The sequence below is a fragment of the Bacillus fungorum genome, assembly GCF_002746455.1.
Classification (GTDB): Bacteria; Bacillota; Bacilli; order Bacillales; family Bacillaceae_G; genus Bacillus_A; species Bacillus_A fungorum.
Map to the genome: position 1 here is coordinate 265595 of NZ_NWUW01000002.1, position 21905 is coordinate 287499.

The window sequence follows — 21905 nt, forward strand, 5'->3', positions numbered from 1 at the left end:
GTCCTTCGTGTTAGGAGTATTAAACGTAAATAAGTAAGGAGGATAGTACATGAAAAGAATTTTTGATGTATGTAGTTCTTTATTATTATTATTTGTATGTTTGCTTCCTATTCTTGTTGTAGCAATCTTAGTTAGGCTGAAATTAGGATCTCCTGTACTGTTTAAACAACAGCGTCCAGGACTGCATGGAAAACCGTTTAATCTTTATAAGTTTCGAACTATGCTAGATAAGAAGGGTAGTGATGGGGAATTACTTCCAGATCGAAACAGACTGACTACTTTTGGAGCAATTCTTAGAAAATATAGTTTAGATGAGTTACCCCAACTTATAAACGTTGTAAGGGGTGATTTAAGTTTAGTAGGTCCACGACCATTATTGATGGAATACTTACCCCTATATTCTAGTAAACAGGCTAAAAGACATAATGTGAAACCAGGAATTACGGGATGGGCACAAATAAATGGTAGGAATTTGATTACTTGGGAAGAAAAATTTGAATTGGATGTATGGTATGTGGAGAATCACTCTTTTTTATTAGACTTGAAAATAATTGTACTTACAATATTAAAAGTATTTAAAACGGAGGGAATAAATCATGTAGGGCATGTGACAATGGAGCGATTTACTGGAGGGGAAATAGAAATAAAGGGGGAGGGGAAATGAAGATTTTAATAATAGGATGTGGTGGGCATAGTAAGGTTGTAAGGGATATAATCTTATCAAATGAGGGATATGAAATAGTCGGTTATTTAGATGATTTGTATACAGGTATAACTATTGTAGATAATCTTTATTTTGGAGCAATTGCAGATGCAAGGGAAATTATCAATAATTTTAATGATGTAAAGCTCGTTATTGCTATAGGAAATAATAAAGTAAGGAGAGAAATTTCAGAAATATTAAATCAACAAAGTAGCATATATGCTACTTTAATTCATAAAACAGCCATTATAAGTTCAAATGCTTATATAGGAAATGGAACGGTAATTATGCCAAATGTGGTTGTTAATGCGGATACTGTCATCGGTAACCATACTATAATAAATACAGGCTCAATAATAGAACATGACAATATAATTGATGATTTTGTTCATATTTCACCACATGCTACACTTACAGGTTCTGTCACTATAGCAGAGGGAGCACATATAGGAGCATCAGCTACTATAATTCCAGGTGTTCAAATTGGTAAGTGGTCTATTGTTGGAGCTGGTTCTGTTGTCATAAATGATTTTCCATCTAATTGTACTGCTGCTGGTATTCCAGCAAAAGTTATTAATGTAGTAAATTAAGAGGAGATGAAGAATGATGATAAAAAATAAGGAGAAAATCTATCTTTCCTCTCCGCACATGAGTGGAAATGAACAGAAATATATAAAAGATGCCTTTGACTCAAATTGGATTGCACCTCTTGGTCCCAATGTAGATGAGTTTGAAAAAGAGCTTGCATCTTTTGTAGGAGTTAAAGGTGGGGCTGCGGTTAGTTCAGGCACCGCGGCCATTCATTTAGCTTTACGATTATTAAACGTTCAAGAGGGCGATACTGTGTTTTGTTCAAGTTTTACTTTTGTAGCGAGTGCAAATCCGATTGTTTATTTGGGTGCAGAACCGGTATTTATCGACTCAGAACCGGAAACATGGAATATGTCACTACAAGCTCTAGCACGTGCGTTGCATGATGCTGATAAAGCTGGGAAATTACCTAAGGCTGTTATTCTTGTTCATTTATATGGTCAGAGTGCGAAATTAGATGAAATTCTTTCGCTTTGTAATCATTATGATGTTCCTATAATTGAGGATGCAGCAGAATCTCTAGGTTCTACATATAAAGGAAAAGCAAGTGGTACATTCGGGAAATTTGGTATCTATTCATTTAATGGAAATAAAATTATTACAACTTCAGGCGGTGGAATGCTTGTTTCTGATGATGTGGAAGCATTAGAAAGAGCGAGATTTTTAGCGACTCAAGCAAGAGATTCAGCACCTTATTATCAGCATAGTCAAGTAGGTTACAATTATAGAATGAGTAATATATTAGCAGGTGTTGGGAGAGGACAATTAGAAGTTTTAGAAGATAGAGTGAGAGCGAGAAGGCGTATATTTAATCGGTATTATGAAGAATTATCTCACATACCTCGATTTTATTTTATGCCGGAATTAGAAAATACTCGCTCCAATCGTTGGCTTACAACTATGCTGATTGATGAAAAGGAATCTGGGATCACTATTGAAAAATTATTGACAGCTTTAGCTGAAGAGAATATTGAAGCGCGTCCTACTTGGAAGCCACTACATATGCAGCCGCTTTTTAAAAAATATAAGTATTATGCTCATCAGAAAGATAAGGATGTATCTAAGAAATTATTTGAAAATGGGATTTGTCTTCCTTCTGGGTCCAATATGACGGATGAGGATCAGCGGAGAGTTATTCAGGCGATTATAAATATTATATAAAATGGAAAGTACATTAAAGTTCATTATAATGAACTTTAATGTTGTCGGTTTGGTGTATATCTCCATTTGTATGTTGACGTAAAAGTAATAAAATGATAATTTAAAACGTATATATACCTATATTTATGGGCGGTTTAGAGTGTGTGATGGATCGGGAGTTGAAATGTGCAACATTGTTCTTTAAAAAGAATTAAAACAAGAGAAAAGTTGTATTAAATAAAAAAGAACCGTTGCGGTAACTTGTTGTATAAGGGGTGGGGAAAATGAGTGCTATAACAGGTATTATTCATTTTAATGAAGAAACTATATCGATTCAGCATGGCACACAGTTAATGAGTTATTTGCAAAAGTACCCTGCTGATGATATTCAAATATGGCATAAAGAAAATGTTTTTCTAGGATGTCACGCACAGTGGATCACACCAGAATCTGTTGGTGAACAATTACCCTTTTATAATTACGAAAAGCAACTGGCAATTACAGCAGATGCTATTATTGATAATCGTAATGAGTTATTTGAAAAATTACAAGTGGATTATGTAGATAGAAAAAACATGACAGATAGTGAGTTGATTTTACTCTCTTATCAGAAATGGGGGGAAGCGGCGCCGAAGTATTTGGTAGGCGATTTTGCCTTTATGATTTGGGATGAGAAAAAACAAACCCTTTTTGGAGCCAGAGATTTTTCGGGAAGCCGAACCCTTTATTTTTATCGTGGTGAGGAAAAGTTTGCTTTTTGTACTATTATAAATCCGTTATTTACCCTACCATATATTGAGAAAAAACTGAATGAGCAGTGGCTTGCTGAATTTTTAGCTATACCTGTAAATTTCGAATCAGTAGATCCACAACTAACAGTTTATAAATATATAGAACAGGTGCCTCCATCACACACTATTTTGGTAAAGGGAGGCGAAGTGAAGTTTTCGCGATACTACACACCAATTGCTGGGAAAATGCTTAATTTAAAATCAAATGAAGAGTATGAAGAGGCGTTTCGAGAGGTGTATCAAAGTGCAGTGAAGGCGCGTTTACGAACACATCACCAAGTTGGAGCTCATTTGAGCGGAGGACTAGACTCTGGTTCTGTCGTTAGCTTTGCTGCAAAAGACTTACGTGCTGAAAATAAAAAATTACATACGTTTAGTTATGTCCCGGCAGAAGGATTTGTAGATTGGACACACAAAGGTAGGATAGCTGACGAAAGACCATTTATTCAATCGACTGTACAATATGTAGGAAATATACAGGATTATTATTTAGAATTACCGGAAAGAAGCCCATTATCGGAAATTGATGATTGGTTGGAAACAATGGAGATGCCGTATAAATTTTTTGAGAATACTTTTTGGTTGAGGGGAGTTTATGAAAAAGCATCTCAGCATGGCATAGGAGTACTCCTTAGTGGTCAAAGAGGTAATTGGACAGTATCATGGGGGCCAATTTTTGATTATCAAGTAATGTTGTTGAAGAAACTACATTGGATTCGGTTTTATCGTGAACTATATTTATATAGTAGAAATATAGGAGTGAAAAAATCACGTGTTTTTGAAGTGATAAGAAGAAAGGCATTTCCGTTTTGGTATCAGTTACTTTCTTCAGAGGAACAAGATATTTTTCCTATAATAATCAATCCGCAATTTGCAAAAAAAATGAAAGTTTTTGATAAGCTCAAAGAACAGGATATTGATATAACAGGTACCTCTAACACAAATGCATATGACATGAAAAGAGAACAATTTGAAAAAACATATTATTGGAGCATAAATGGAACGTATGAAACGAAATTATCGTTACGTTATGCTTTATGGGATCGTGATCCCACAAATGACTTACGGATTATTCAATTTTGTTTGTCAGTCCCAGAAGAACAGTATGTTCAAAATGGTTTGGATCGATCTCTTATTCGGAGAGCTACAAAAAATTTCCTTCCGGATAAAGTGCGATTAAATCAACGCGTTCGAGGTGTTCAGGGTGCAGATGGTGTTTACCGTATGGCTCCTTTTTGGAATGGATTTATTGAGGAAGTTCAAGAACTTAGTGTAGATCCAATAATCTCTGAATTTCTAAATGTAGAAGTAATTAAGAAAGCTATCTCAAAAATATGTAAAGAACCCCGGTCGGAGTATGCATTTGATTTAGATTTTAGAATTTTAATGCGTAGCTTAATCTTCTATCGATTTATAAAAAAAATAATATGAGAGGAGGTGATATGTATGAAAAAGGAATGGAAACAACCTGTATTAGAAGTACTTACTATTAATATGACTATGGCGGGGCCAGGACATAAAATTCCTGACGCAGTTCAACCTGATCCAGATGATCCGGTGAAGTATAGTTAAGTCATTAGAAAAATAAGGCTCTTATATAGCTTTATTATATAAGAGCTTTCAAATTTTATTGGCAATATGGAGTGAATAGGATGATCAATTCTATAGAGAACGTGTTATACAAAGCATTCGGGTTAAAAATAGTAAGTGAAATTCCATTACCTGAGTTGTCTCAGCTGAATAAAAAGAAAGCGATGGCAGATATTCAAATTGAAATAACTGATTTATCTGAACAATGGGGTAAATATGACGAATCGCAGCAAAAAACAATTGTAGTGGAAGATGAAGTAGTGATGTTTCATGTTCCTCAAACTGCAATATTTTCTATCCAAGCTGGCGAGAAAATTATTTTTTCACCTATGCCAGGGGCAGATGAAAATAAAATACGACTATATATTTTGGGAACTTGTATGGGAGCGATTTTAATGCAGCGCAAAATACTCCCGTTGCATGGAAGTGTAATTGCAATAGATGGGAAAGCGTATGCTCTAATTGGTGATTCAGGAGCAGGGAAATCAACTTTAGCTTCGGCTTTTTTGAGTAAAGGCTATCAGCTTTTAAGTGATGATGTAGTTGCTGTGTCTCTTTTAAATAAAAATACTGCAATAGTTTATCCGTCTTACGCGCAACAAAAGTTATGGCAAGAAAGTTTAAACGAGTTTGGCATGGAGATAGCGCAATATAGCCCTTTATTTGAAAGAGAGACGAAGTATGCTGTTCCTGTAAATTCTCAATTCTTTCCTGATCCATTACCTCTTGCTGGTGTAATTGAATTAGTAAGAACACAGGGAGAAGATATTGAGATAACTCGTATAGAAGGGCTCGCACGTCTGTATAAATTATACCGACATACCTTTAGGAGCTCTTTGATTTCTAAATTAGGATTGATGGAATGGCATTTTAAAACTTCAACTAATATTGCAAGTGGAATGGAAATGTTTCAAGTAAGTCGACCGACTTCAAGATTTACAGCTCATGAGCTTGTGGAAGTTATTTTAAATACTATACAGAAAGGAAGTATGGTTGATGGTTGTCCACTCAAGAAAAATATCGTTAAAACATAACGTTGTCCAAAGTAAAGGTAATATAGTAAGCGATATGGATGGAGAAAAAGTTATGTTAAATGTCCAGAAAGGAAATTACTATAACTTAGGTGAAATAGGCGGAGAAATATGGGAGCTTATTGAAAAGCCGATAATAATTAATCAGCTTGTTACTATGCTAGTATCCAACTATGATATTGAACGAAAAAATTGTGAAGAACAAGTTCTTTCCTTTTTAGAGTGTTTATTTCAAGAAGGCTTAATTCAAATAAAAGATCAATCTAATAGATAGATTCGTAATGTCAGGAGAACTGTTAGGAAGGGATTAATGAATATTGTGAAAAGGTTAAGAGTATTTTTAGCACTGAACATGGAAACAAAGCTTTTATTTTTAGAGGCTTTTATTTTTTTAGGATGGGCGCGTGTACTAAAAAGTATTACCTTTTCCAAAGTTGCACCTTCTTTAGGGGATTACATGAACGAAACATCAGTTGCTCAAATTCAGCAACAAGGAGATACACTAAAGAAGGTGTCTGAGGCTATTTCTATTATGAGTCGTTATACTTTTTGGGAAAGTCAGTGCCTTGTTAAAGCTATAGCTGGGATGAAAATGCTTGAAAAACGTCACATTGAGAGTACCCTTTATTTAGGAACTGCTAAGGATAATAATGGGGAATTAATTGCGCATGCATGGTTACGGAGCGGTTCTTTTTATGTTACTGGATCAGAAGGGATGGAGAAATTTACTGTCGTTGGATCATTTGCAAAGAGACTAAGTGAGGACACTATTAAAGGAGAATAAAATGGAGAAAGATTTTGGTCTTAATGTAGAGTTCATGTCTAAGGAATTGAAACTTCTTTTTGCAATTTTGAAGTTACAAGATAATGAAACGGTGCAAACTTACAATAATGAATGGTTTTTGAATATTGATTGGGATGTATTTCTTGAGCAAGCTGTGCATCATCGCGTCTATCCGGTGATATATCAAAAACTTAAAAAGTTGGATGAAGAACTAATTTCTTCACATATTGTACAAACCTTGAATAGAAAATATAAAAAAAATACATTTCAAATGCTTTATTTAAGTGCTGAAATGGAACGAATAAATAAACTATGTAGTGAAAATGAGATTCGGATGATTTTTCTAAAGGGGCCTGTACTATCTCAGGATTTATATGGAGATATTTCTTTAAGAACATCCTGTGATTTGGATGTTCTTATTCCGATGCAAAATTTAGAAAAAGTAGAAATGATACTTTTAGAGCAGGGGTATGTAAAAGATGATTATATTGAAACGATATTAAGTGATTGGAAATGGAGGCATCACCATGTAACATTTTTTCATCCAATAAAGCAGATCAAAATTGAAATTCATTGGAGGTTAAATCCCGGACCTGGTAAGGAGCCTGGGTTTGAAGAGCTTTGGAAGCGAAAGAGACAAAGTACTCTTACGAGTACTTCTGTTTATATGTTAGGGAAGGGAGATTTATTTTTATTTCTTGTATCTCATGGTGCTAGACATGGTTGGTCCAGATTACGTTGGTTAGTAGATATAAAAAAAATTGTCGATCAAGATCTTAATTGGAGTGAGATTCATAAATTAATGAGAAAATATCAAATGCTTCATTTAGGAGGACAAGCATTAATTTTAGCAGCTCAATTGCTAGGTGTACGGCTAGATGAAAAAATGATGCAATTAGTAGAGAAAAAACATTCAAAGCAGTTAGCTCAAGATGCGTTGTTTTATTTCAAGCAAATGATAAACTTGCATACAGATCCTGTACCTGAAGAAGTATTTAGTTATCATAGTCGACATTTATTTTCACTAATGTCTAATCGGCAAAAGGTTTTATATATTATGAGCCAACTATATCCTTATCCAATTGATGCAAAAACATTACCCTTACCAAAATTTCTTCATTTTTTATATTTTCCTTTACGTCCGTTTTTATGTCTTTGGAGGAAAACAAAGAAGCTTGCTTTGTTATAGGGGGAACATCGATGAATTATATTATATATTTTATGAAGAAATTATACTCTTCAGCGGGAAAAATACTGTATGTGAATTTATTTGGTATGGTTTTAATAAGTTTACTTGAAGGGATAGGTATTATTTTATTAATTCCTATGATAAGTATGACTGGAATAATGAATTTAGGTGAGGAGACTACTTTTATTGCATCTGTATATAGATTTTTGCAGGGTTTTCCCAAAATAACAAGTCTAGTTTCCATTTTGGGTATATATATACTAATAGTGTTAAGTCAAAATTTGCTACAAAGAAATATAACGCTTAGGGATGCGAGGACGCAACAAGTTTTTGTACGAGAATTAAGAATAGAAACATATAGTATGATATTAAAAGTAAAGTGGAGCTTTTTTTTAGAGAAAAGGAAAACAAATCTAATAAATATATTAACTACAGAATTAGCTCGTGTAAGTTATGGAGTTAATATAATTTCACAATTGTTAGCTGTTATTCTGTTTACGTTTATACAGGTAGCTATTGCATTTTTATTATCTCCCCAAATAACGATATTTGTTGTGATCTTTGGCTTATTATTCTTGGTAGCTTCTCGTGTTTTTATAAAAAAAGCACGAATACTAGGCGGTAAGACCTCAGAATTGGCAAAAGACTATCTTTCTGGTATAACAGATCATTTTAATGGAATTAAAGATATAAAGAGTAATAATTTGGAAGTTTCACGTATGAATTGGTTACAATCCGTAACAAAAAAGATGAGTAATGAGCAAATGGACTATATGAGAATAAGATCGAACTCTCAATTGTTTTATAAAGTTTCAATGGCTATATTAATTGCATTTTTTATATTATTATCAGTAAGTATGTTTCAAGCGCAACCCACCCAACTGCTATTAATCATTCTCATTTTTTCTAGACTGTGGCCAAGATTCATGACGATTCAATCAAATTTGGAACAACTGGCTGCAAGTATTCCTGCTTTTAAGTCATTATGGGAGTTGCAAGAGGAATGTAAGGAAGCGATTGAAATGCAGGATATACATCAACAAAAGTATATAAAGCCGATTTGTATTGAACAAGGTATTGAGTGTAAGGATGTTCACTTTCGTTATAATAAGCAAGAATCTTTATACGCACTTCAAAATATTAATGTGCAAATTCCAATAAATAGTATGACAGCCATTGTGGGGCATTCTGGTGCAGGAAAAAGTACATTAATTGATGTTTTAATGGGCTTGATCCAGCCAGAAAAAGGTCAAGTGTTAATAGATGGTACGCCTCTTACAACTGATAATTTATTGCCATTAAGACGGGCTATTAGCTATGTACCACAAGATTCCTTCTTGTTTAATGCAAGTATAAGAGAAAATTTATTGATGATTGAGCCACATGCAAGTGAAGAACAAATTTGGGATGCATTAGATTTTGCGGCCGCCGCTGAATTTGTACAAACGTTTCCAAATGGGCTTGATACACTGATTGGAGATCGTGGGGTGAGGCTTTCAGGTGGTGAACGTCAGCGACTTGTACTAGCTCGGGCTATTTTAAGAAAGCCGTCGATTTTAGTATTAGATGAAGCTACGAGTGCATTAGATACTGAAAATGAAGTGAAAATCCAATCAGCAATAGAAAGATTGAAAGGAACAATGACTATTGTTGTGATTGCACATCGTTTATCTACTATACGCAATGCAGATCAAGTCATTGTCTTAGGAAAAGGTGAAATTGTCCAAAAAGGTGAATTTAATCAATTGGCTAAAGAGAGAAAAGGTGTATTCCGAAGTTTGTTAGGATCACAAATGGAAGTTGGTTCTTAGAGGAGAAAGAGTGAATGAAGTTTTGTATTCATATAGTTCAAATCGAATAAAAGCCTGAGTAATGGTCAGTTATAATAGGACATTATTCGGGCTCTTATTTGTGCGGTTTCTAAATTTAGGGAGTAAATATAAATGAGTACTTTGCAATAAATAATACTAAGTGGTATATTGTGGATAAAACAGGTACCATGTATTGAACAGTACTGAAATGAGAAAGGGGGATTGTCCTTGAACGTTCAGTTTAAAAAAGGTGTGTTAGAACTGTGTGTTTTGGCACTTGTGAAACGTAAGGATTGCTACGGTTATGAACTTGTTCAGCAAATCTCAAATAAATTTTTAATATCGGAAGGGTCAGTGTATCCTTTATTACGTCGTTTAACGAAAGAAGGATATTTTCAAACGTATTTAAAAGAATCTACAGAGGGGCCACCTCGTAAATATTATCAACTAACTGAGCAAGGGGAGACGCAACTGAATTTGTTAGTAACGGAGTGGCGTGATTTTGCAAAAGGCGTACAAGAAATTATTGAAGGGGTGGAATGGGATGAGTAAAGAACAGTTCCTTAAAGAATTATCAAGTCATCTTAGAAAGTTACCAGACGAAGAGAGGAAAGATATTTTATTTGATTATGAAGAGCATTTTCAGTTTGGGATAGAAGAGGGGAAAACTGAATCGGAAATAATAAAGGGGCTTGGCTCTCCGAAAGTAATTGCAAAAGAATTACTTGTTTTATATCGTTTCGATGAAATGAAAAAAGACCCGTCAACTTCAAATGTGACAAGAGCTGTCATGGCAGCGATTGGACTTAGTTTGTTTAATTTTATTATTGTGTTAGGCCCGTTAGTTGCAATTATCGCTTTTATATTTTCTTTTTGGGTCGGTGGTATTGCTAGTGTAGTGACACCGTTTTTTGTTATGGGAAAAGTATTTATGGGTACTTTTATATGGTTGGATTTATTCGTTAGTATAACGTTTGTTGGGGTAGGTTTGTTGTTATGTATGATCGCTTATTATAGTACGAAGTGGTTTAAAAGGTTATGTGTACGTTATGTAATATGGAACTTCAAAATGATAAAAGGGGAGTAGATGATGAAAAAAATATTGTTAGTAGCAATCGCTTGTATCATTATTGGAGTAATAGGGATTTCACAAACATATGAAAAAGCGGTGCAAACTGCAGAAGAAGGAAACAAAGAAGATGTAATTAAAAACGAAACACTAAAAAATATAGAAGTTAAGTTAGATGCTGGGGATATTGTTGTCCAAAAATCTCCTGACTCTTCTTTTTATGTAAAGCAATCAGGAGATGCACGTAAACAAGAGATTCGTATTGCTGAAGATGGTGACATATTAAAAATCATTGGGGAAAGAGAAAAAGGTGCTTCATTTGATTTTTCCTTTTACGATTTTAGGTTTCAAACGTCTACATTGACTCTCCTTGTGCCTGAACGCTCTTACCAAGACGTAAAAGTAAATTCATCTGCTGGACAAATCGAAATGAGTGATGTGAAAAGTGGTCGTGTAAGTGCTAGAACACTCGCTGGAGAAATAGATTTGAAACATGTCACAGCTAAGAGTGTGGAGGGATCTTCAAAAGCTGGTGAGCTGAACTTTAAAAAAGTAATAGGGAAAGTAACAGCTAAAACGGCTAGTGGGGAAGTGCATATTATGGATCATGATCCTAAATATGATGTGGAGGCAAGTTCAACTGCTGGGGATGTAGATATTACTTTATTGGAAAAACCACAAGATGTAGTTGTAACTGGGCAAAGCGCTGCTGGAGACGTGATGATTTTTAATGAAGAAAATAAAAATATAACAATTGGAAATGGTAGTAAAAAGATTAGCGGTAAAACAACTGCTGGCGATGTGACAATTGAAATTCGTTCATAAGAAATAGAATGTATGAAAATCTATCAAAATACAAAAAAGAAGATAATCACCTATATAAATAAGGTGATTATCTTCTTTTTATTATTTTTTAATGTAAATCACGATATACACCAATTACTTTTCCGATAACTGACACTTGTTTTAAAATGATAGGCTCTAATGAAGAGTTTTCCGGTTGTAGACGGAAGTGGTCTTTTTCTTTATAAAAGCGTTTAACCGTTGCTTCGTTGTCTTCTGTTAAAGCCACTACAATTTCACCGTTGTATGCAGACTGTTGTTGGCGAACAACAACTAAGTCACCATCAAATATACCGGCGTCAATCATACTATCTCCAGAAATACGTAACATGAACACTTGATCTGCTCCAGCAACAATGCTAGCTGGAAGTGGGAAGTGATCTTCTACACTTTCAACTGCTGTAATCGGTAATCCAGCAGTAACTTTTCCGATGATAGGAACTTGAATAACAGATTGTGTTTCTGCATCCATTCGATCGTCACCTAAAATTTCAATTGCTCGTGGTTTTGTTGGATCGCGTCGAATATATCCTTTTTCTTCTAGTCGTGATAAATGTCCGTGCACTGTAGAACTAGAAGCGAGGCCGACTGCTTGACCGATTTCACGTACGGAAGGTGGATATCCTTTTTCTTGTACTTTTAGCTTAATAAAGTCGAGAATGTCTTGCTGGCGTTTCGTTAACTTTTCCATGTTTTCTAACACCTCGTTTTCTTTCATTTTTCTTATTAATAAGTATAACATGCGAAAAAACATTCTACAAACATAAGTTCGAACAAAAGGCGAATTTATGTTACACTGGAGGGAAATAATAGTGAGAAAGAGGGGTTCATAATGAATGCAATTATTTATGCGCGTGTGAGTACAACAAAAGAAGCACAAGAAACATCATTATTACGTCAAAAAGATGAATTATTGCATTTAGCTGAGCGCTATCAAATGAATGTTATTAAGGTGATTGAAGAGCAGGCTAGTGGCTATACAATTGAACGTGACGGCATATTAGAAGTGCTAGATACAATTCGAGACGAACAAATCGATGTGCTACTCATACAAGATGAAACGCGCCTTGGTAGGGGAAATGCAAAGATTGCATTAATGCACTGTTTACATAAAGAGGGAATAAAAGTATATACGCATACGCATAATGGAGAATTACAATTGTCGGATTCTGATTCGATGGTTTTAGATATTATTGGTATTGTTGAAGAGTATCAAAGAAAGATTCATAACTTGAAAATTAAACGTGGTATGCAACGCGCAGTAGAAAAAGGTTATCGCCCAGAAAATAATTTAAAGAATCGTCATTTAAGCGTAGGACGAGAGAAGAAAGAAGTGCCGATTGAGGAAATTGTACGTTTGCGCAAGAGTGAACTTACTTTCGAAGAAATTGCAGCAACGCTTCGCGGCTTTGGACATAATGTTTCAAAAGCGACTGTACATCGTAGATATGTAGAGTATACAAAGCAATTGCTTGATAAAGAAGAGTAACTATTGTATGATAATAATCAGTTTTGATTAGAAGGGGGATTCGAGATGCTTAGTCACGAACTCGTTGAACGCATTAACTTCTTAGCGAAAAAAGCAAAAGCTGAAGGTTTAACTGAAGAAGAACAACGTGAGCGTCAATCGCTACGTGAACAATATTTAAAAGGATTTCGTCAAAATATGTTAAACGAACTTAAAGGAATTAAAGTCGTTAATGAACAAGGTACTGATGTTACACCGGCGAAATTAAAAGCTTTAAAAAAGCAAGATAATGCAAAATTAAACTAAAAGATGGGCGAAGCCCATCTTTTTATTTATTACATTCGTTATTTAATAACTTTCCAGTTGTTATTAACTGTTGCTTCTATCTTTTTATTCTTCAATATATAGTTAGCGATAAGTTCAGACATATCTGTTGGTATGTCTTTTATTACTGGCTTATTTTGAAACATAAAGAAGTTCCCTCCGCCGCTTGCGCGATAATTATTCATAACGACGTCATATTCTTCCTTAATATTTAGAGGGGCGCCTTTATACTGTAAAGATTCTACTCTCTCGCCAATTGGTTTAGAAATGTTTAATACGTATGAAATTCCTTCCCACATATCGTAATTATAGTGTTGCGGTTTTGGTTCTATGTAGCTAGGGTTTACGATGATGGTTCCATCTCCTTTTAATGTGAAATAAGAAGCGGAGAGTTCGAGAGCATCTTTTATATCTGCTCCAGTTATTCTAATTACTTTTAATGTATTTGGATAAATATAATTAGAAACGATGTCACGCATTGTTACAAATTTCGGGAAACCTGGAGATGTATTATGGAATAAGCTTGTACAAGAAATGGAAACATTGGCAATATCCATCTGTATTTTATTTATGAATTCAATAAAAGGATGGTCTTGTAAACGAGTTTGCATAGCATCTGAAATTTGCATGTCCCCATAGATTAGTCCAATAGGTTGATCGAGCCAATTTTGTGTTTTCTCTTCATAATCAGTAACCAAGGAAAGAATATCTTGGTCCGCAACAATTCCTTGCACGGGCAATAATTGTGAATAACTCTCTTTTTTTACCCATTTTTGTTCTGTTTTTTCGAATGTTACTGTTACTTTTCCAACGAAGTGTCCATTGCATCCGGTTTGTAAAACTGTTACATCATTTATTACGGTGTGAGCAATTTCCCGGTGTTGGTGGCCTGTTAGCAAAATATCTATACCTTCAATTTCATGGCACATTGCATATCCTTGGTTTTCACCTGTTAAAACTTCAGTCGGTACCCCGGTTTGTAAATCGCGTTCAAATCCCCCGTGATACGCTACGACTAGTAAATCTGGTTTCTCGTGTTCGCGAATGTAAGAAACCCACTTTTTTGCTGTTTCTAATGCATCTTCAAATTGTAAATCTTTAATGTGGTGGGGTTGTTCCCAATTGGGAATGTAATGCGTTGTCACCCCTAAAATAGCAATTTTTATATTCGCTTCAATATGTTTTATTATATATGGTTTCCCGAAATTAGATTCTTTTCTGTTTTTGTCTAAAATATTTGCTGATAGATACGGGAAGTTTGCAGTAGAAATAGCATTGTTTAATACATCCATTCCATAATTAAATTCATGATTCCCAATAACTGCAGCATCATAACGTAAATAGTTCGCTAATAAAGACATTGGATTTTTCTTATCTTTTTCGTATGTAGCGTAGTGATAAGTAAAGGGTGTTCCTTGTATGAAGTCACCGTTATCAATTAAAAGAACGTTTGTATTTTCGGACCGTTCTTTTTTTATAAGAGTAGAAATTTTAGCTAAACCAATTTCCGCTTGAGAGTTATCTTGGTAGTGAATTGGATAAACAGTACCATGTATATCACTTGTTAATAAGATGTTTAAAGTTACAATTTGATTTTGATTCAATATCATTCACCTTTTCTATTGTTATCTACCAATTAAGCATATCAAATATATGAAGAGAATTTTAATGTGAGTGTATAGAATGTGTAAAGATTCTGTAAATAATCAATTATTTGTAAAAATATGTGATATATTTCTTCATGTTTACGAAAGGCTATTTTATAACAATGAAAAATGGAGGCATTAACATGTTGAAAAAAGTTTTTGCAATGAGCACAACAGTTGTACTAGCAGCGGGATTATTAAGTGGCTGTGGAACGAAGGAATCAAGCGCAAGTAAAAATGAAGATACGAAAAAAGGGTATGTACCGAAGACTTTAAATGTTCAATTTGTTCCTTCTCAAAATGCAGATACGTTAGAGGCGAAGGCAAAACCATTGGAAAAGCTATTAAGTGATAAGTTAAATATTCCAGTAAAAGTTAGTATTTCAACGAATTACAATACAATTGTAGAAGCGATGGCATCTAAGCAAGTAGATGTAGGATTTTTACCCCCAACAGCGTACGTGCTAGCGCATGAGAAAAAGGCTGCAAACGTAATTTTACAAGCACAACGTTTTGGAGTAGATGATGAAACGGGAGCTCCTACAAAGGATTTAGTAGACTTTTATAAATCTGAATTTGTTGTTAAGAAAGATTCAAATATTAATAGTGTAAAAGATTTAAAAGGCAAAAAAATTGGTTATCAAGATGTAACGTCATCAGCGGGATATGTGTGGCCTGCGGCTGTACTATTAAAAGAGGGTGTTGACCCGTTAAAAGATGTGAAACCTGTTACATTAAAAGGTCACGATCAGTCTCTTATTGCTCTTTTAAATGGTGATGTAGATGCAGCTGTTGTATTTCAAGATGCACGTAATATTGTGAAAAAAGATTATCCGAATATATTTGATCAAACGAAAATAGTGAAATTTACAGAGAAAATTCCAAACGATACAATTTCGGTACGCTCTGATTTAGATGCAGAGTGGAGTAAAAAATTACAAGATGCTTTCATTGAAATTGGAAAAAATGAAGAAGGTCACAAAATTATTAAAGAAGTATACTCGCATGAAGGGTATGTTAAATCTGATGATAGTAAATTTGATATCGTTCGTGAATATGGAAAGAAAGTAAAAACACAATAATACATATGGAAATGGTGACTAACTGGAAGGTGTGTAATTTCGGTTAGTTTGCCGTTTTTAGGTTATTGATAATATATTGAAGGTAGGTAAGATGAGTGATAGAGTTTCGAAATGTCTTTAAAGTGTATCCGAATGGTACAAAAGGATTGAATAATATAAACTTAAAAATTCAAAAAGGTGAGTTTGTTGTAATGGTAGGGCTGTCCGGAGCTGGAAAGTCTACACTTCTAAGATCGGTAAATCGCCTTCATGAGATTACAGAAGGCGAAATCATGATTGAAGGTGAGTCTATTACTGCTGCGAAAGGAAAAGAATTACGCCGCATGCGCCGGGATATTGGTATGATTTTTCAAAGTTTTAATCTTGTAAAGCGATCAACGGTATTGAAGAATGTATTAGCTGGGCGTGTTGGGTATCATTCGACATTGCGTACAACGTTAGGTCTATTTCCAAAAGAAGATTTGGAGCTTGCCTTTCAATCGTTAAAAAGGGTAAATATTTTAGAAAAAGCATATACGCGGGCTGATGAATTATCAGGAGGACAACAGCAACGTGTATCGATTGCTAGAGCATTGGCGCAAGAAGCAAAAATCATATTGGCAGATGAACCTGTTGCGTCGTTAGATCCGCTAACAACAAAGCAAGTATTAGATGATTTGAAAAAAATTAATGAAGATTTTGGAATTACAACAATTGTAAACTTACATTCTATTGATTTAGCTAGGCAATATGCGACACGCATTATTGGATTACATGCAGGAGAAATTGTTTTTGACGGTTTAGTAGAAGAGGCAACGGATGAAAAATTTGCTGAAATTTATGGTGATGTAGCGCAGAAAAGTGAATTATTAGAGGTGGCAGCTAAATGAATGACGTGACGATATATTCGAAATCGATACCGAAGCCGCCGAGCAAGTTGAAACATATGTTAACGGTTATCCTAATTATTTTACTGTTGTGGGGAAGTAGTGTACAGGTCGACGCATCATTTTCAAAACTAGTAGTTGGTTTTCCTAATATGATGGATTTGTTAAAAGAGATGGTGCCACCAGATTGGAGTTATTTTCAAGTTATTACAACAGCGATGTTAGATACAATACGTATGGCGATTATTGGGACGACTTTAGGAGCGATTTTAGCTATTCCACTGGCGCTGTTTGCGGCAAATAATGTGTTTACTAGTACATTTTTGTACAGTCCAGCTCGATTAATTTTAAATTTTATTCGAACGATACCAGATTTATTATTAGCGGCAATTTTCGTAGCTATTTTTGGAATAGGACCACTTCCAGGTATTTTGGCTCTTACTTTTTTCTCAATTGGGCTCGTGGCGAAATTGTTGTATGAGTCAATTGAATCAATTGATCCAGGTCCATTGGAAGCGATGACAGCAGTAGGAGCAAATAAGGTGCAGTGGATTGTTTATGGGGTAATTCCGCAAGTGAAAGCGCATTTTGTCTCCTATGTACTTTATACATTTGAGGTGAATGTACGTGCAGCAGCTGTTTTAGGGTTAGTAGGAGCAGGTGGCATTGGATTGTATTATGATCGTACACTTGGATTTTTACAATATCAACAAACTGCATCTATCATTATTTATACCCTTATTGTTGTATTGTTAATTGATTATGTAAGTACATTGTTGCGGGAGAAATTATAATGAGTAAAACGACGATAATCGTATCAAAACCGAAAAAACCGAGTGTGTATCGCTGGTTTATTTTTATAGCACTTATATTTGTTTATGTATGGGCTTTTTCAGGAGTACCACTAGAGGGAATAAAGGATACGGCAGGAGAAATTACAAAAGCAATTATGACAGGGGTATTGAATCCAGATTGGTCGTATGTATCTTTACCAGATGGTGAAGATTTACTACATGGTTTAATTGATACGTTGGCAATTGCGATATTAGGTACATTTATTTCTGCCTTTTTATCTGTTCCATTCGCTTTTTGGGCAGCAACCAATATGAGCAGTGGAAAATTAACTTCAGGAACTGGGAAATTTGTACTTAGTTTTGTTCGTACATTTCCTGAATTAGTTATGGCTCTATTATTTATAAAAGCTGTTGGACCGGGCTCTTTTGCCGGAGTTCTAGCTTTAGGGTTACACTCTATCGGAATGTTAGGGAAACTATATTCAGAAGGAATTGAAAATATAGATAAGGGACCGACGGAAGCGTTAATAGCAACAGGCGCGAATCGCTTTCAAATACTGTGGTATGCAGTATTGCCACAAGTATTACCGGATTTTCTATCGTATACGTTATACAGGTTCGAAATTAATGTACGATCCGCTGCCATTTTAGGTGTTATTGGAGCAGGGGGGATTGGCACGCCTCTAATTTTTGCACTGAGTTCACGCAATTGGTCTCGTGTGGGGATTATTTTATTGGGCATTATTTTAATGGTAATTATTATTGATTTTATTTCAAGTTCGATTCGGAAGAAAATTGTATAATTTATTTTAGAAGCACCTATAAAAGGTGCTTTTTATATAATAAGAATAATGAATGTGGGCAATAGGGGGGGATTTTGGCTTTACAACACGAGTTCGTATTTATATCAAATGAAAAAAGATTAGATTTTAAAGGTGTAGATTGGATTGAATTTTGTTTTTTATATAAAGAAGAGGCAACGATAGATGAGTGTATTGTATTAAGTGATGACCTAATCGTATATCTATTAGATTTTATCCAATGGATTCCGGTCTATTATCCAGCGAAAAGAGCAGAAGGGTTTGGAATTCATTATTATGGTATTACAAAAATTGAACAGCAAGGGCAGTGATAGCAGAACAGTTATTTTGTTCGCTAGTTAGCATGTTTTCTTTAGCGCCAGAAACAATCGAACTGACAGGACAGTTTCAATGGGAAAATGATAATAATACTGATGGAGAATATGAAAGATATGTATTTGATCGAGATAAATTATGCCAAGATTTACAGTCGTTTATTCATTTGCTTCGGAGAGTGAAAAAGGGGGAAGGATATATTTTGCATTATGGAATTTGAAATTGATGAATAAATATACAGATAATTCCCTTTCTTTTTAAAATAAAAATAATGAAAAAGTATGTCATATTGAATGCCCATACATTCCCGAAATCATTGGTTTTTTTATAAAAAATCAAAAAAACATCAACATATTTGTCGATACATGTTGTATAATCTTGCGTGGGAAGCTATCATATAAATGTATAAAACGTTTACTAATATAAGCGAAGGGAAGAATAGCATGTCACATTCAATCGAACAACTTTCTATCAACACGATTCGCACATTATCCATCGATGCGATTGAAAAAGCAAACTCTGGTCACCCAGGAATGCCAATGGGTGCAGCACCAATGGCTTATACATTATGGACTCAATTTATGAAACACAATCCAAATAACCCAACGTGGTTTAACCGTGATCGTTTCGTATTATCTGCAGGTCATGGTTCAATGTTATTATACAGCCTACTTCACCTATCTGGTTATGATGTAACAATGGATGACTTAAAGAACTTCCGTCAATGGGGAAGCAAAACTCCAGGACATCCTGAGTACGGTCATACAGCTGGTGTAGACGCAACTACTGGTCCACTTGGACAAGGTATTGCAACTGCTGTAGGTATGGCAATGGCTGAAAGACATTTAGCTGCTAAATATAACCGTGATGCGTATAATGTAGTAGATCATTATACATACGCTATTTGTGGTGATGGAGATTTAATGGAAGGCGTTTCTGCTGAAGCATCTTCATTAGCTGCTCATTTACAATTAGGTCGTCTTGTTGTGCTTTACGATTCAAACGATATTTCATTAGATGGCGATTTAAATCGTTCATTCTCTGAAAGTGTAGAAGATCGTTACAAAGCATACGGATGGCAAGTAATCCGTGTTGAGGATGGAAACGATATTGAAGCTATCGCGAAAGCAATCGAAGAAGCGAAAGCTGACGAAAAACGCCCAACGCTAATTGAAGTAAGAACGACAATTGGTTTCGGTTCTCCAAACAAATCAGGAAAATCAGCTTCACATGGTTCTCCACTTGGTGTAGAAGAAACAAAGTTAACGAAAGAAGCATACGCTTGGACTGCTGAGAAAGACTTCCATGTAGCAGAAGAAGTATATGACAACTTCCGTAAAACAGTACAAGATGTTGGTGAAACTGCGCAAGCTGAGTGGAACACTATGCTAGGTGAATATGCACAAGCATACCCAGAATTAGCAAACGAACTGCAAGCGGCAATGAACGGTCTTCTTCCAGAAGGTTGGGAGCAAAACTTACCAACTTATGAATTAGGATCAAAAGCAGCAACTCGTAATTCTTCAGGTGCTGTAATTAATGCAATTGCAGAGTCTGTACCATCATTCTTCGGTGGATCTGCTGACCTTGCTGGTTCTAACAAAACATACATGAATAACGAAAAAGACTTTACAAGAGATGATTACAGCGGTAAAAACATTTGGTACGGTGTACGTGAGTTCGCAATGGGTGCAGCAATGAACGGTATTGCACTACATGGCGGTTTAAAAACTTACGGTGGTACGTTCTTCGTATTCTCTGACTACTTACGTCCAGCAATTCGTCTTGCAGCATTAATGCAATTGCCAGTAACGTATGTATTCACACACGACAGTATCGCTGTTGGTGAAGATGGTCCAACACATGAACCAATCGAGCAATTAGCAGCGCTACGTGCAATGCCAAATGTATCTGTTATTCGTCCAGCTGATGGTAACGAATCTGTTGCAGCTTGGAGATTAGCTCTAGAATCTACAAATAAACCAACTGCTTTAGTATTAACTCGTCAAGACCTTCCAACATTAGAAGGCGCAAAAGACGATACGTATGAAAAAGTAGCAAAAGGTGCATATGTAGTTTCTACAAGCAAGAAAGAAACAGCTGATGTAATCTTACTTGCAACTGGATCTGAAGTAAGTCTAGCTATTGAAGCACAAAAAGCTCTAGCAGTAGACGGCATTGACGCAGCTGTTGTCAGCATGCCATCTATGGATCGTTTTGAAGCTCAAACTGCTGAGTACAAAGAATCTGTATTACCAAAAGCAGTAACAAAACGTTTCGCAATTGAAATGGGTGCTACATTCGGATGGCACCGTTACGTAGGTCTTGAAGGAGATGTGTTAGGTATCGATACATTCGGTGCTTCTGCTCCTGGTGAGAAGATTATGGAAGAGTATGGATTTACTGTAGAGAACGTTGTTCGTAAAGTAAAAGAAATGCTTTAATGATTTTAGAAAAATCTCTCCGGCATGGAGAGATTTTTCTATGTAAATGAGTTTTTTCGACAGAAAAAGTTTTTTATCTCTCCGTAGTCAGACAATCATTGCAAAATTTCTTCTATATAATGAAGAGAAAAGGTTGTCCAGATTGGGAGGTAAAAGATGAAAACGTATGAATTGTATTTAATTCAAGAGGATATTGCGAAAGCTTACTTTGGTCGTGAATATTTGTTTTTTGATTTATTTGCTCGATTTTCAGAATCTGGGTCCCTTTCGGAGAAAAAAGTGTTATATAAACAGATGATGTATATAACGATGCCATTACAAGTAATGAAAATTCACCATAAATTAGAACAAGCTTTGCGCGTTCTTGGTAAATATGATCGAACACATCATACACATACACTTTATACTGGAGCGGAATATGGCGAAATAATGGTGAAACCACACTATATTCTCATGAATACCTCTGGAAATGTCTCTATGGAAACGACTTTCTTTGAGGTGTTGAGAAAGTGTGAATTAACATTCTTAGCTATGGATTATGAAAATACAAAGTACGGATGGCTGAATCCTCTAAAACAAGTACGAACATATGTGTAAAAAATG

Annotated in this window: 23 protein-coding genes and 1 pseudogene; 22 read left to right on the plus strand and 2 right to left on the minus strand. The window is 35.1% G+C overall.

Annotated elements, in window-relative coordinates; all coding sequences use genetic code 11:
• The first annotated feature begins 49 nt into the window (after positions 1-49).
• The 13 genes from CO726_RS04085 (at position 50) to CO726_RS04140 (ending at position 11524) form a co-directional block, all read left to right on the plus strand.
• Entirely contained in the window at positions 50-664 is a 615-nt protein-coding gene (locus CO726_RS04085) for a sugar transferase (protein ID WP_099683387.1), read from the plus strand.
• Entirely contained in the window at positions 661-1293 is a 633-nt protein-coding gene (locus CO726_RS04090) for an acetyltransferase (RefSeq protein WP_099683388.1), read from the plus strand. The genes CO726_RS04085 and CO726_RS04090 overlap by 4 nt, the downstream gene beginning before the upstream one ends.
• Before the next feature lie 16 nt (positions 1294-1309).
• Positions 1310-2455 carry a DegT/DnrJ/EryC1/StrS family aminotransferase gene (locus CO726_RS04095; RefSeq protein WP_099683446.1) on the plus strand — a complete coding sequence of 382 codons (1146 nt, stop codon included), beginning with the start codon at positions 1310-1312 and terminating at the stop codon, positions 2453-2455.
• A gap of 263 nt (positions 2456-2718) precedes the next feature.
• Positions 2719-4656 (plus strand): lasso peptide isopeptide bond-forming cyclase, encoded by a 1938-nt coding sequence (locus tag CO726_RS04100; protein ID WP_099683389.1) that lies wholly within the window; start codon positions 2719-2721, stop codon positions 4654-4656.
• Positions 4657-4671: 15 nt separating this feature from the next.
• The gene (locus tag CO726_RS31395) at positions 4672-4797 is read left to right on the plus strand and encodes a paeninodin family lasso peptide (RefSeq protein ID WP_136699351.1); all 126 of its coding nucleotides are present in this window, start codon (positions 4672-4674) and stop codon (positions 4795-4797) included.
• A gap of 80 nt (positions 4798-4877) precedes the next feature.
• Positions 4878-5849, plus strand: coding sequence for an HPr kinase/phosphorylase (locus tag CO726_RS04105; RefSeq protein ID WP_099683390.1), 972 nt, complete (start codon positions 4878-4880; stop codon positions 5847-5849).
• The gene (locus tag CO726_RS04110) at positions 5812-6120 is read left to right on the plus strand and encodes a lasso peptide biosynthesis PqqD family chaperone (RefSeq protein WP_098760019.1); all 309 of its coding nucleotides are present in this window, start codon (positions 5812-5814) and stop codon (positions 6118-6120) included. Before CO726_RS04105 ends, CO726_RS04110 begins: the two co-directional genes overlap by 38 nt.
• Positions 6121-6156: 36 nt before the next feature.
• Positions 6157-6630 (plus strand): lasso peptide biosynthesis B2 protein, encoded by a 474-nt coding sequence (locus CO726_RS04115; protein ID WP_098760020.1) that lies wholly within the window; start codon positions 6157-6159, stop codon positions 6628-6630.
• Position 6631: 1 nt separating this feature from the next.
• Positions 6632-7819, plus strand: coding sequence for a nucleotidyltransferase domain-containing protein (locus CO726_RS04120; RefSeq protein WP_099683391.1), 1188 nt, complete (start codon positions 6632-6634; stop codon positions 7817-7819).
• A gap of 11 nt (positions 7820-7830) precedes the next feature.
• The gene (locus tag CO726_RS04125) at positions 7831-9630 is read left to right on the plus strand and encodes an ABC transporter ATP-binding protein (RefSeq protein WP_099683392.1); all 1800 of its coding nucleotides are present in this window, start codon (positions 7831-7833) and stop codon (positions 9628-9630) included.
• A 228-nt stretch (positions 9631-9858) separates the two neighbouring features.
• Positions 9859-10182, plus strand: coding sequence for a PadR family transcriptional regulator (locus CO726_RS04130; RefSeq protein WP_001102620.1), 324 nt, complete (start codon positions 9859-9861; stop codon positions 10180-10182).
• Positions 10175-10717, plus strand: a complete 543-nt coding sequence (locus CO726_RS04135) for a DUF1700 domain-containing protein (protein ID WP_099683393.1) — start codon at positions 10175-10177, stop codon at positions 10715-10717. Before CO726_RS04130 ends, CO726_RS04135 begins: the two co-directional genes overlap by 8 nt.
• Positions 10718-11524: a DUF4097 family beta strand repeat-containing protein gene (locus CO726_RS04140; RefSeq protein WP_099683394.1), complete on the plus strand. Its 807-nt coding sequence runs from the start codon at positions 10718-10720 to the stop codon at positions 11522-11524.
• Between the two features lie 88 nt (positions 11525-11612).
• Here CO726_RS04140 and lexA read toward each other — a convergent pair whose 3' ends face one another.
• Positions 11613-12233 (minus strand): transcriptional repressor LexA, encoded by a 621-nt coding sequence (lexA, locus tag CO726_RS04145; RefSeq protein WP_000413735.1) that lies wholly within the window; start codon positions 12231-12233, stop codon positions 11613-11615.
• Positions 12234-12374: 141 nt separating this feature from the next.
• On the opposite strand from lexA, the gene CO726_RS04150 reads away from it, so the two are divergent.
• Together CO726_RS04150 and CO726_RS04155 are read left to right on the plus strand one after the other, a co-directional pair.
• On the plus strand, positions 12375-13031 hold the full coding sequence (locus CO726_RS04150; protein ID WP_000991464.1) for a YneB family resolvase-like protein: 657 nt from the start codon (positions 12375-12377) through the stop codon (positions 13029-13031).
• Positions 13032-13076: 45 nt separating this feature from the next.
• Positions 13077-13316, plus strand: a complete 240-nt coding sequence (locus tag CO726_RS04155; RefSeq protein WP_000948565.1) for a DUF896 domain-containing protein — start codon at positions 13077-13079, stop codon at positions 13314-13316.
• A 38-nt stretch (positions 13317-13354) separates the two neighbouring features.
• Here the strand turns inward: CO726_RS04155 and CO726_RS04160 are convergent, their stop codons facing one another.
• The gene (locus CO726_RS04160; protein ID WP_099683395.1) at positions 13355-14938 is read right to left on the minus strand and encodes a bifunctional metallophosphatase/5'-nucleotidase; all 1584 of its coding nucleotides are present in this window, start codon (positions 14936-14938) and stop codon (positions 13355-13357) included.
• Between the two features lie 185 nt (positions 14939-15123).
• Between CO726_RS04160 and CO726_RS04165 the strand changes: the two genes are divergently transcribed.
• The 7 genes and pseudogenes from CO726_RS04165 to sirA all read left to right on the plus strand — a co-directional run bounded on the left by CO726_RS04165 (position 15124) and on the right by sirA (position 21899).
• Entirely contained in the window at positions 15124-16062 is a 939-nt protein-coding gene (locus CO726_RS04165; protein WP_099683396.1) for a phosphate/phosphite/phosphonate ABC transporter substrate-binding protein, read from the plus strand.
• 95 nt (positions 16063-16157) lie between these two features.
• Positions 16158-16931, plus strand: a complete 774-nt coding sequence (phnC, locus tag CO726_RS04170) for a phosphonate ABC transporter ATP-binding protein (RefSeq protein ID WP_099683397.1) — start codon at positions 16158-16160, stop codon at positions 16929-16931.
• Positions 16928-17722 carry a phosphonate ABC transporter, permease protein PhnE gene (gene phnE, locus CO726_RS04175; RefSeq protein WP_099683398.1) on the plus strand — a complete coding sequence of 265 codons (795 nt, stop codon included), beginning with the start codon at positions 16928-16930 and terminating at the stop codon, positions 17720-17722. Before phnC ends, phnE (CO726_RS04175) begins: the two co-directional genes overlap by 4 nt.
• Positions 17722-18525: a phosphonate ABC transporter, permease protein PhnE gene (phnE, locus tag CO726_RS04180; RefSeq protein ID WP_099683399.1), complete on the plus strand. Its 804-nt coding sequence runs from the start codon at positions 17722-17724 to the stop codon at positions 18523-18525. Before phnE (CO726_RS04175) ends, phnE (CO726_RS04180) begins: the two co-directional genes overlap by 1 nt.
• Positions 18526-18599: 74 nt before the next feature.
• A pseudogene (locus CO726_RS32940) lies at positions 18600-19078 on the plus strand (coproporphyrinogen III oxidase).
• A gap of 223 nt (positions 19079-19301) precedes the next feature.
• Positions 19302-21302 (plus strand): transketolase, encoded by a 2001-nt coding sequence (gene tkt, locus CO726_RS04190; RefSeq protein ID WP_099683400.1) that lies wholly within the window; start codon positions 19302-19304, stop codon positions 21300-21302.
• Positions 21303-21458: 156 nt separating this feature from the next.
• Complete coding sequence (gene sirA / locus CO726_RS04195; RefSeq protein WP_099683401.1) at positions 21459-21899, plus strand: sporulation inhibitor of replication protein SirA; 441 nt, start codon at positions 21459-21461, stop codon at positions 21897-21899.
• Positions 21900-21905 lie beyond the last annotated feature (6 nt).